Source organism: Staphylococcus rostri (genome assembly GCF_002902145.1).
Taxonomy (GTDB): domain Bacteria; phylum Bacillota; class Bacilli; order Staphylococcales; family Staphylococcaceae; genus Staphylococcus; species Staphylococcus rostri.
Genome location: NZ_PPRF01000070.1, coordinates 1 through 11,459, shown reverse-complemented (window position 1 = coordinate 11,459; position 11,459 = coordinate 1). Strand labels below are relative to the sequence as shown.

The 11,459-nt window shown below is 37.3% G+C and carries 11 protein-coding genes; all 11 read left to right on the top strand.

Features of this window, described 5'->3' with window-relative positions; translation table 11 throughout:
- The first annotated feature begins 202 nt into the window (after positions 1–202).
- The 11 genes from CD122_RS09430 (at position 203) to CD122_RS09380 (ending at position 11,078) form a co-directional block, all read left to right on the top strand.
- Positions 203–1,396 (top strand): MFS transporter, encoded by a 1,194-nt coding sequence (locus CD122_RS09430; protein WP_103358728.1) that lies wholly within the window; start codon positions 203–205, stop codon positions 1,394–1,396.
- A 14-nt stretch (positions 1,397–1,410) separates the two neighbouring features.
- The gene (locus CD122_RS09425) at positions 1,411–1,917 is read left to right on the top strand and encodes a GNAT family N-acetyltransferase (protein ID WP_103358727.1); all 507 of its coding nucleotides are present in this window, start codon (positions 1,411–1,413) and stop codon (positions 1,915–1,917) included.
- A 13-nt stretch (positions 1,918–1,930) separates the two neighbouring features.
- Positions 1,931–2,545, top strand: a complete 615-nt coding sequence (locus CD122_RS09420; protein ID WP_103358726.1) for an FMN-binding negative transcriptional regulator — start codon at positions 1,931–1,933, stop codon at positions 2,543–2,545.
- 115 nt (positions 2,546–2,660) lie between these two features.
- Positions 2,661–4,295, top strand: a complete 1,635-nt coding sequence (locus CD122_RS12350; protein WP_240624153.1) for an accessory Sec system protein Asp2 — start codon at positions 2,661–2,663, stop codon at positions 4,293–4,295.
- 182 nt (positions 4,296–4,477) lie between these two features.
- Positions 4,478–5,476, top strand: coding sequence for a hemolysin family protein (locus CD122_RS09410; RefSeq protein ID WP_103358725.1), 999 nt, complete (start codon positions 4,478–4,480; stop codon positions 5,474–5,476).
- 22 nt (positions 5,477–5,498) lie between these two features.
- Positions 5,499–6,569 (top strand): NAD(P)H-dependent flavin oxidoreductase, encoded by a 1,071-nt coding sequence (locus tag CD122_RS09405; RefSeq protein ID WP_103358724.1) that lies wholly within the window; start codon positions 5,499–5,501, stop codon positions 6,567–6,569.
- 97 nt (positions 6,570–6,666) lie between these two features.
- Positions 6,667–7,515: a DUF72 domain-containing protein gene (locus CD122_RS09400; RefSeq protein WP_103358723.1), complete on the top strand. Its 849-nt coding sequence runs from the start codon at positions 6,667–6,669 to the stop codon at positions 7,513–7,515.
- Positions 7,516–7,527: 12 nt separating this feature from the next.
- Entirely contained in the window at positions 7,528–8,352 is an 825-nt protein-coding gene (locus CD122_RS09395) for a sulfite exporter TauE/SafE family protein (RefSeq protein ID WP_103358722.1), read from the top strand.
- A 16-nt stretch (positions 8,353–8,368) separates the two neighbouring features.
- Complete coding sequence (locus tag CD122_RS09390; RefSeq protein WP_103358721.1) at positions 8,369–9,688, top strand: bifunctional metallophosphatase/5'-nucleotidase; 1,320 nt, start codon at positions 8,369–8,371, stop codon at positions 9,686–9,688.
- Between the two features lie 85 nt (positions 9,689–9,773).
- Entirely contained in the window at positions 9,774–10,691 is a 918-nt protein-coding gene (lipA, locus tag CD122_RS09385) for a lipoyl synthase (RefSeq protein WP_103358720.1), read from the top strand.
- 18 nt (positions 10,692–10,709) lie between these two features.
- Positions 10,710–11,078 carry a YutD family protein gene (locus CD122_RS09380; protein WP_103358719.1) on the top strand — a complete coding sequence of 123 codons (369 nt, stop codon included), beginning with the start codon at positions 10,710–10,712 and terminating at the stop codon, positions 11,076–11,078.
- Positions 11,079–11,459: the final 381 nt, after the last annotated feature.

The following is an 11,459-nucleotide window of genomic DNA, read 5'->3' as shown; positions in this document are numbered from 1 at the left end:
GAGTGAAACGTATTTAATATGATTGGTAAAGCATTAAGTAAAATAAATGCTTATAACGATAATCTTGCACAATGATAAAAGAAATTGTTATTCCCTAATTTTTATCTCAAATAATTTGAATATTGAAAAAATGTGATAAGTAAGGAATAATGGATTTATATAAACAATTTATGGGAGATTGTTATTCAAAGGGGAACGAACAATGATTAACAAGAATTATACGTTATTATTTTTGGCATCTTGTGTGTCGACGTTAGGGGCGTCTATGACATACATTGCATTGTATTGGTATTACTTTGAACAGACAACGGTCACGTCACTGACGCTGTTAACAACCGCAACGTTTTTAGCTGGGTTTGTATTCAATTTATTTCTAACACCTATATGTGATAAATACGATCCTAAGCTATTGATGCGAACGACGATGTTGATTCGTTGTATTTTATTACTTTCTGTTGGATTAGCGATGTATTTTTTTGATATTAGTATTTATTATATGGTTACAATGATGATTCTACTAGTTGCGTTAGAGTCTATTTATGATCCGTCATCAATTAAAATTATTACGAGAATTGTAAAAGAAGATGAATATGTCACAGCAAATTCTTGGTTATCCATACTTGATCGAATGGGATTTTTAATAGGGATGTTGCTTGGTGGTATCATTATCGCAGTTATAGAGATGGAAATGATTTTACTGATTGAAGCTGTATCATTCTTTATCGGCTTTATATTACTGTCTTTTCTTCAAGAAACATATAAAGTTAACGAAGAAGAAATAGAGGAATCAGATAACTATTTTGTACTTTGGAAGAATGGGATTACTTACATTTTTAGAACAAGGTGGTTATTATGGATTGCGGTGATTGCGATTGCGGCTAACTTAGCAATTACACCGATTGTCACGTTGCTAATTCCATATACATCTGAAGTATTACAAGGGCAATCATTTCATTATTCTGTTTTAGAAGTTTCCAGTATTTTGGGTGGTATATTGATGGCTTACTTAATTGGGAAATTCAAAATGCAAAAACTATTTCATTGGTTTATTATTGCAGCCTTACTACAAAGTATGTGTATCATTTCTTTGAGTTTCAACCATTCAATAGGTATTGCGATGGTGATACTCTTTTTACTAGGAACATTTATTTCATTATTTAACGTACCATTTACGACAATTTTACAGAAATATGTACCTAATTCGTATTTGGGTAGAGTAAGAGGTGGTATGATTGCATTATCAACCGGTCTATCGAGTGTAGGCTATGCGTTTTCAGGTGTTATTTCTGAAAAAATAGGTATTGTAGAAGCGATATTGTGTTACGGTTTGTTAGGAATGGTCATCATTGGCGGGCTTGCTATGATGAAGCCGTTTAAAGATGTAACTATCAATTAAAGGAGTGTTTACAGATGATTAGAGCATGTACATTAGCAGATTTGGAAGCATTACAAGCGATTTCACGTCAAACATTTGATGAAACATTTGGTCCATACAATAAAAAAGAACATATGGATCAACATTTGGCGACAGCTTATACGATTGAAAAGTTAACAAATGAACTTGAAAATCCGAACTCATATTTTTATTTTATTTACGATCAAGATGAATTGGCAGGTTATTTGAAATTGAATGCGGGTGATGCGCAAACCGAGCCTTTTGATGAGACGCATTTAGAAATTGAACGCATTTACATTTTAAATCCTTATCAAAAGCGTGGGCTTGGCGGAAAGTTATATCAACAGGCGGTGGACATTGCTGAATCACTAGGGTGTCAGTATATTTGGTTAGGTGTATGGGAAAAGAATGACAATGCGCTCGCCTTTTATCATAAAATAGGATTTGAGAAAATAGGTGCGCATACGTTCTATATGGGAGATGATCCACAAACGGATTATGTGATGAAAAAGCAACTTTAAGGGGGAGTTGGCAATGTATATTCCGAAATATTATCAGATGGAAAATTATACAGAAATCAAAAATTTTATGATGGCACATCCCTTTATCACACTTGTAACGACGGCAGAAGGTAAGCCTATCGCAACGCACGTACCTGTGACAGTTGAAGAACGCGAAGAGGGTTTAGTACTTCTTGGACATTTAGCAAAAAGAAATCCACAATGCGATACAATCGATCAAAACGATCATGTTTTAGCCATTTTTCATGGACCGCATGACTATATTTCATCGTCATGGTATGAGGAAGAAGATGTGCCAACTTGGGATTATCAAAGCGTTCATGCGTATGGACATGGGCGAATTATGAGTGATACTGAATTGCAAGAAGCATTGAAAGTGATGTTAACAGAATATGAAGCACACCGAGAAAATGGGGCAACATGGGACAATTTATCTGATGACACAAAAAAACAAATGGCTGGCATTCGTGGATTTGAAGTGAAAATAACTACGATTGAAGCGGCGTATAAATTAAGTCAAACGCGCAGTGAAGCAGATAAAGATCATATTGTTAGTGAACTTAAAAAGACGGGAAAACAAATGTCTAAGCAGTTGGCAGAACAAATTGAACAGCAGTATCGCTCGTGATGAGTTGGACGAGCACGTATCAAATAAAAGCATGTCTATTTTTATAAATATTTTGTTGTTTGTAGGATGAGTTTTATTTATAATTGAATAAAATAATAATCCAGAGGTAATGACGATGACGTTTAAAATTGCAACGATAGGCTCATTTATAACAAATGATAGTTTTAAGACAACATTTAATCCGTATTATCAACAATTTTTTGATGTAGTATTACAAGAGTCGGAAAGTACATTAATTGATATAGAAGCACAACAGTCGTTTTTTAAAGGATTGAAAGACACAGAACCTCAATATTTAATTGTAGATTTTTCGTTAGATATTTTGAATGGATGGATGACGAATAATGAAGGAAATTCAAAACAACCTTGGGATAAGTATGGGAGTTTTGAACGGTATTTTGAAAACTGGCAGTCTGGCGTGCAACATTTTTTAAAATCTCTAAAGAATAAACTACCAAGTTGCCAGGTTTTATTAGTTCATGGGCGCTTGGCGGAGTCGTTTACAGATGATTTGTTAGTAAATGACTATTGTAAGCAACACGATTTATCTTCATTGGATATTAATACAATGAATCAACAGTGGGAGACATTTAATGACTATTTTTGTCAGCAACATAACGTTGAACTGCTAGATTTAACAAAACGAAACTACCTATTTGAACGTTCAAAAATGCAACGACCTACAGACTTTCATTATGAAGCTAAGTTTTATAATTATTTTCTGAATCAACTAGTGGCGCTAACTTACCAGCAGAATGTCATGGCAATAACTCAAGAAAAGACGGTTCAACGTATGTATCTTGATGAGGAAAATGAGTTACTACAAACGAAACAAATTGAAGTAGTCACTGGCTCTGAAACGAACTTAATTAAGTTGGCACGAAAAGGTGGTTATGCGTACCGTTTATATAAAATGTTGTTAAAAAATGATTATATTTTATACTTCCATACAAACGGCTACTCTAAATTGCATAAACGTAAGTATGTAAATGAGTTATGGCAACGTAAAGATTTAAATAGAGTTGGCGATACATTTTACACATTGGATGCACCAAAAGACCGTAAAGACAATCCAAGTAACGATGATAAGAAATTGATTGTCATTTTTTCTTGTATGCCTGGTGCGGATACTTACGACAGCCACTTGATTGGAGATAGAATGTTTAAAAAGCTTTTCGACGGTATTGAACGTAGTCTAGTTAAAAATGTCTATACGATGCGTGTGATGGACTTAAACCTGTCGCATGGTTCGCATTTTATTAATTCAATCAATAATCCAACGATGGAACAAGATATATGCGATGCGATTGTGGAAGTGAAGGAAAAACTTGGACTTCAAGATAAGGATATTGTCCTTTATGGTGTTTCTAAGGGTGGAACAGGTGCATTATACTACGGAGCGAAGCTAGATTTGAAAAGTTTAGCTGTCGATCCCATTATTAGCCTTGGTGAATATAATCGAAATGATACACACTTTTTAAAAGACTTTAGAAAAGTGGATATTAGTGATGATATTAATACGTATTTAAGTCAAGGTTCGCATTTTGAAAAGTATATTATTGGTTCGGAAAATGTGCCATTCAATTATGAGCATATCAGTAAAATACATGGCGCAAATGTTATCAAAATGAATAAAAAAGATGCACATATTAAGACGCATCCAGATGTCTCGCCAAACACGATTCCTGAACAATTAATGTTATTGAATAAAATGCTGTTAGATATGAAGTTTATGATGGTTAATATTTAGAAGGGTTTGAGGTGACGGTAAGTGGAGAGAATCACTGCTGTCACCTTTCTTCGTCTGTATGGTATCAGTTGCTTGCTTTTCAAACAGGCATATAAGAAAATATAAGTGTATATCATGCTTCTCCAATAATAATGTTTGAAGCGTTTTTTATTAATGTAACAGCTGATGAGGAGGACTGCTTAGTGATCATTGCGATCATTTTATTAATCTTTGTGTCATTTTTCTTTTCGGGAAGTGAGACAGCACTTACTGCCGCAAATAAAGTAAAGCTTAAATCAGAGGCAGATAATGGTAATACGAAAGCTGCAAAGTTATTAAAGTTATTAGAAAAACCAAGTGAATTTATTACGACGATTTTGATTGGCAATAATATCGCTAATATTTTATTACCGACACTTGTAACCATTCTTGCTGTTGATATGGGGGTCAATGTCGGTGTCGCATCGGCTATTTTAACAGTAGTCATTATTATGTTTGCGGAAGTGATTCCTAAGTCTATCGCGGCGACATTCGCTGATCCAATTGCACGACTTGTGTTTCCAATTATTCGTTTCTTCGTGATTATTTTCCGCCCTGTTACAGTTATTTTAAATGCGATTACAGATGGCTTAACACGCTTTTTGTCGCGTGGGCGTGAAGTCGAGAAGATGTCGAAAGAAGAAGTGCGTACAATGGTTGCGATTGCTGGAACGGAAGGTGCTTTCAATGAAATGGAACGCAATCGTATTCAAGGTGTCATGAATTTTGATCGTTTAAAAATTGATGATGTCAACAATACACCGCGTGTCAATGTAACATCTTTATCGATAGAAGATACGTATGATGAAGTTTACGACGTTGTCATGAATCATCCATATACGCGTTATCCTGTTTATGAAGGGGATATTGATAACGTTGTAGGTGTATTCCACTCAAAGTATTTATTGGCATGGAGTAAGACACCTGATAAAACACTGATGGATTTTTGTTCAGAACCATTATTCGTGTATGAACATAACCGTGCAGAATGGGTATTACGTAAGATGACCATTACACGTAAGCATATGGCAATTGTGTTAGATGAGTACGGTGGAACGGATGCGATTGTGACGCATGAAGACTTAATTGAAGAAATGTTAGGCATGGAAATCGAGGACGAGTTGGACCGAGAAGAACAAGAGAAGTTAAACCGTATTCGTTAGTAGAAATAAAGGGGATGACGATATGTGGTATCAAACAGCAGTGACAGAAAAGTGTGGGATTCAATATCCAATCATTCAAGCTGGAATGGCTGGTTCGACAACACCAGCGTTAGTTGCAGCTGTATCAGAAATGGGTGCTCTTGGCACAATTGGTGCTGGTTATATGACACCTGAGCAATTAGACAAAGAGATCCAAGAAGTTAAGCGGCTGACATCTCAACCATTTGCGGTGAATTTATTTGTTCCAGAGTCTTATGATTATAGAGATGAAGCAGTCAATGCGATGAATAGGCATTTAAAGCCGTATCGTGACGCATTATCATTAGACACGCCAAAGCCAGGTGCGCATGATAAAGCAACGTTTGTACGTTTAATTGATGTTGTCATTGAACATCAAGTGCCGGTATGTAGCTTTACGTTTGGCATACCGTCAGCTACAGAAATGTCGCGACTCCAATCAAATGGCGTGACAGTGATAGGCAGTGCGACAACTGTTGCTGAAGCTCAGGCGTTAGAACAAGCTGGTATAGATATGATTGTTGCGCAGGGTAGTGAAGCGGGTGGCCATCGTGCAGCATTCCAACAAAATGGCTTGGAATCGCTTGTTGGGACAATGGCACTAGTACCGCAAATGGCTGATAATGTGGATGTTCCTGTCATCGCTGCTGGTGGCATTATGGATGGACGTGGCTGGCTCGCGAGTCATGTACTCGGTGCTGCAGGTATCCAACTTGACACAGCGTTTTTAACGTCGCAAGAAAGTGGTGCCAAACCGGTACATAGAGAAGCGATTTTAAATAGTGTCGAAACAGATACTGTTGTAACGGATGTCTTAAGCGGTAAAGCAGCAAGAGGGCTACAAAATACGATTATTGATGATTTAGAAGGCATCAAGCATCAAGTGTTGCCGTATCCAATTCAAAATGATTTAACGAAACAAATACGTGCAACAGCAGCCAAAAATGGTCAGGCAGCATGGACGCATGTATGGAGTGGACAGGGTACACGACTATCCAGAGATACAGATGTAAAAAATTTGATAGACAAACTTATTACGGAGGCGCAATTACAAGTAGACAGGTTCAACTTGTAGTTGTGCCTGCTTTTTAAGTTTAGAAAAACAGAATGCTATAAGGTGTCGTTGGCAGTATGGTACGATGGATGTGCTAAAATAGAAAGGAAGACTTTGAATGATAGAGATTGGCCTAACAGGGTGGGGAGACCACGATAGCTTGTATGAAGACTTACAGCGAAAAACGGATAAATTGAAAGCATATGCGAGTCATTTTCCAATTGTTGAGTTGGACGCTTCGTATTATGCCATTCAGCCTGAGCGTAATATGGTGAAATGGGTGAAAGAAACGCCGAATCGTTTTAAGTTTGTTGTGAAGATTCATCAGGCATTGACGTTACATGCAGATTATCATGACTTTGCGGAATCGATAGACGCGCTCTTTCATGAGTTTCGATTGATGTTGACGCCGTTAGTTGAAGCGGATAAGTTGGCGATGGTGCTTGTACAGTTTCCGCCATGGTTTGACTGTACGACACCGAATGTGAATTATATTCGTTATGTACGTAAACAATTAGAGAACCTCCCTGTATGTATTGAGTTTCGACATCGTTCGTGGTTTTCTGATGATATGAAAGAACATACGCTTGCATTTTTAACTGAACATAACTTGATTCATTCAGTGTGTGATGAACCACAAGTCGGTGAAGGCTGTGTGCCTTTTGTAAATCGTATTACACACGCGACGGGGTTAATGCGATTACACGGTCGCAACGTGCACGGTTGGACGAAAAAAGATATGACAGATCAAGAATGGCGTAATGTGCGTTATTTGTATCAATATAATGACGAAGAGTTAACAGACTTAGCGACGCATATACGAATTCTTGAACATAAAGCAGAAAAAATATATGTGATTTTTAATAATAATTCGGGTGGACATGCGGCAGGAAATGCGAAAACTTTACAACGCTATCTTGGCATTGATTATGAGGGGTTGGCACCACAACAATTAAAGTTATTTTAAGGAGACAGTACTATGAGTGTCATTATTTTAATATTAGTTGGCTTTTTATCAGCGGTTATCGGCTCTATTGTAGGTATTGGTGGCGGTATTATCATCGTGCCAACATTAATTTACTTTGGCGATACACTCGACGTGTTACAAGGGATTACACCTCAAACAGCGATTGGGACATCATCGATTATTCTGATTGTTACGGGTCTCTCTTCAAGCCTCGGTTATTTAAAACAGAAGCAAGTGGATGTTAAGAATGGCATGATTTTCTTAATTGGGATTATTCCTGGGGCGCTCATTGGTGCATATTTGAGTCAGTATTTAACACTGCATTCATTTAATCGCTATTTCGGTATCTTTTTAATTTTTATCGCGATTCTATTAATGATTCGACATAAAATCCCACCTATCCAAGCATTTCAGCAGGAGCGCTACATGAAATCATTCACTGACGCACATGGCGAAACGTATCGTTATGGCGTTGTCCCTTCAGTGGCGATTATCCTATCATTCTTAATTGGTATGACGTCTGGATTGTTTGGTATCGGTGGTGGTGCGTTAATGACGCCATTGATGTTGCTCGTATTCCGTTTTCCACCACATGTTGCTGTTGGAACGAGTATGATGATGATTTTCTTCTCGAGTATCACAGGTTCGGTTGGACATATTATGTTAGGTCACGTTGTATGGGGCTATAGCATTATATTAATTATTGCGAGTTGGTTCGGAGCGCGACTTGGTGTCAGAATCAATCGCACAGTTAAGTCTGATACGGTCGTGCTTATTTTACGAATTGTTATGTTAATATTAGGTGTTTATTTAATTACGAGATCATTTTTTAGTTAAAGGAAGGTGCATATAGATGCGCGTAACACTCTATCATACGAATGATATACATAGTCATCTTGATGCGTTCGCAAGCATTTCTGCGTATATGGCGGAACACCGTCCGAAACTTGACCATCCATCTTTATATGTAGATATTGGCGATCATGTAGACTTATCGTTGCCGGTAACAGAAGGCACGCTTGGGAAACGGAATGTACAGCTGTTGAATGAGGCACAATGTGATATTGTGACGATTGGTAACAACGAGGGCATGACAATTTCGCATGATGCTTTGAATAGCTTGTATGATGATGCGAAGTTTACCGTGACATGTGCAAATGTTTTTGATGAAGAAGGGAACTTGCCGAATAACTTTGTTCAGTCTCATATACGAGATATTGAAGGCGTGCGTTTTCTCTTTGTAGGTGTGACAGCAGCTTTTACACCGTTTTATCGTGCGCTAGATTGGGTGGTAACGGATCCACTTGCGGCGATTCAAGATGAAGTGAAGCAGCATGCAGGCGCATACGATGTCTTGATTGTGCTAAGTCATGCTGGTATCTTTTTCGATGAACAGCTGTGTGAAGTGTTGCCTGAAGCGGATGTCATTCTTGGCGCACATACACATCATCACTTTTTAGAAGGTAAAATGTCGAATGGTGTGCTAATGGCTGCAGCAGGGAAGTACGGTCATTTTTTAGGTGAGGTAACGTTAGATATTGATGATAAAAAGGTTATTGGCAAACGTGCGACATTACATGCGTTAGAAACGTTGCCGAAAGTGTCGACAAATTTCGATGAAGAAGGCCGTCAATTGTTGAATCAGCCAGTGGTCTCAAAACCTATGACGTTGCAGAGAGAAACGAACTTTATTACACGTGCGACATATGAATTGGCGCAAAGTGTTCACGAATTTATAAGGGCCGATTGTACGATTATTAATGCAGGTTTAATGGTCAAAGGTTATCATGACAAAGTGTTAACGGAATACGATATTCATCAAATGTTGCCGCATCCCATTAATATGGTGCGTGCCAAAGTATCTGGACGTACGTTGAAAGAAATTATCATCACTGCACGTGAACAGACATATATGTACGAACGTGCGCAAGGATTAGGTTTCCGTGGTGATATTTTTGGTGGTTATATTTTATATGATGCCGGATATATCGCATCAAGTAATCGTTATTTTGTTAAAGGCGAAGAGATAGATGATGATAAGACCTACTTGCTAGGAACGATTGATATGTATACATTTGGACGCTATTTTCCAATGTTGAAAGGGCAAAAGATGGATTATCTCATGCCGGAATTTTTGCGTGATATTTTTAAGGCACATTTACAACGCCTATAAAACATAAGTCAAGTACATTTTATTTTTGGAAAAAGTCCGTTATAATAAATAAAGAGTTAAATTTCACAGGAGGGTATCCGCTGCTATGGCTACAAAAAATGAAGAAATTTTACGCAAACCAGATTGGTTGAAAATAAAATTAAACACCAACGAGAACTACACAGGTCTTAAAAAGATGATGCGTGAGAAGAACTTGCATACGGTATGTGAAGAAGCCAAATGTCCAAACATCCATGAGTGTTGGGGTGCGCGTCGTACGGCTACATTTATGATTTTAGGTGACGTATGTACACGTGCTTGCCGTTTCTGTGCGGTTAAGACAGGTTTACCGAACGAGTTGGATTTAGGCGAACCAGAACGTGTAGCAGAATCAGTTGAGATGATGAACTTGAAACACGTTGTTATTACAGCAGTTGCACGTGACGACTTGAAAGATGCAGGTTCTAACGTCTATGCTGAAACAGTACGTAAAGTTCGTGAACGCAATCCATTTACAACAATCGAAATCTTACCATCTGATATGGGTGGAGATTACGAAGCATTAAAAACATTAATGGCTGCACGTCCAGATATTTTAAACCACAATATCGAAACAGTGCGTCGATTATCACCAAGAGTTCGTGCACGTGCGACATATGATCGTACACTTGAATTCTTGCGTCGTTCTAAAGAATTACAACCTGATATTCCAACAAAATCAAGTATCATGGTTGGTTTAGGCGAAACAATTGAAGAACTTCATGAAACAATGGACGACTTACGTGCAAACGGTGTAGATATTTTAACAATCGGTCAATACCTACAACCATCACGTAAACACTTAAAAGTTCAAAAATACTACACGCCATTAGAATTCGGTAAACTACGTAAAGTTGCGATGGAAAAAGGATTCAAACATTGTCAAGCTGGTCCATTAGTACGTAGCTCATACCATGCTGATGAGCAAGTAAACGAAGCAGCTAAAGCAAAACAACGCCTTGGCGATGAACAGCTTAATTCATAATTATTAGGTGATGCAAGGATGATCAAGGTAGGCAACCACTATTTCGAACTGATTGAGTCATATCGAGATGGTTTCAATGAAGAGGATTTCATTGCACGTTATTCAGAAATTCTCGATAAATATGACTTCGTTGTTGGAGATTACGGCTACGATCAACTCCGATTGAAAGGCTTTTATCGAGATTCTTATAAAAAGGCAGATTTTAACAAGCGTTTTTCTACAATTCAAGATTACTTATTAGAGTATTGTAATTTTGGTTGTGCCTATTTTATTGTTCGTCGCTTGTCTAAACAAGAAGTCGACCAACAGTTGTCAATAGAAGACGTTAACATTGATGAAACAGATAAATTAAAAAATGTTAAAATCCAGCCAACAATTCAAAGATAAAGCACGCAAAACCCCCTTTATACAGTGATGTCGTTCATCATATGTATAAAGGGTGTTTTCAGATAGTTCCTTATGATGGGTTATCCGTGGTTTTTCAGAAATAGATAAAGGCACCATAGTTAGTATAGTGAATAGATGAAAGTATTTTAACAAAGCATAACTAATGTGTGGTCAAATGTAATTAAATGTTTTATAGTGTATATAAAGTGCTGTGTATCAGAATGCCTTAATGAACCATTGTCATTTACTATATGTATAAGAACTTGTTAACTTTTGTCATTATTTTAGCGTTTAAATTAGGGAGAGGATGTATATGGCTTTTTCAATGATACAAAATATTTCTCAAGAGAATATAATTAATGATAATGAATTTTATAGAGT

Bases quoted from the DNA above. Each gene is read 5' to 3' on its own strand.
- CD122_RS12350 (WP_240624153.1), top strand. From the start codon at position 2,661: ATGACGTTTAAAATTGCAACGATAGGCTCATTTATAACAAATGATAGT.
- CD122_RS09400 (WP_103358723.1), top strand. From the start codon at position 6,667: ATGATAGAGATTGGCCTAACAGGGTGGGGAGACCACGATAGCTTGTAT.
- CD122_RS09395 (WP_103358722.1), top strand. From the start codon at position 7,528: ATGAGTGTCATTATTTTAATATTAGTTGGCTTTTTATCAGCGGTTATC.
- CD122_RS09390 (WP_103358721.1), top strand. From the start codon at position 8,369: ATGCGCGTAACACTCTATCATACGAATGATATACATAGTCATCTTGAT.
- lipA (WP_103358720.1), top strand. From the start codon at position 9,774: ATGGCTACAAAAAATGAAGAAATTTTACGCAAACCAGATTGGTTGAAA.
- CD122_RS09420 (WP_103358726.1), top strand. From the start codon at position 1,931: ATGTATATTCCGAAATATTATCAGATGGAAAATTATACAGAAATCAAA.
- CD122_RS09380 (WP_103358719.1), top strand. From the start codon at position 10,710: ATGATCAAGGTAGGCAACCACTATTTCGAACTGATTGAGTCATATCGA.
- CD122_RS09430 (WP_103358728.1), top strand. From the start codon at position 203: ATGATTAACAAGAATTATACGTTATTATTTTTGGCATCTTGTGTGTCG.
- CD122_RS09425 (WP_103358727.1), top strand. From the start codon at position 1,411: ATGATTAGAGCATGTACATTAGCAGATTTGGAAGCATTACAAGCGATT.
- CD122_RS09405 (WP_103358724.1), top strand. From the start codon at position 5,499: ATGTGGTATCAAACAGCAGTGACAGAAAAGTGTGGGATTCAATATCCA.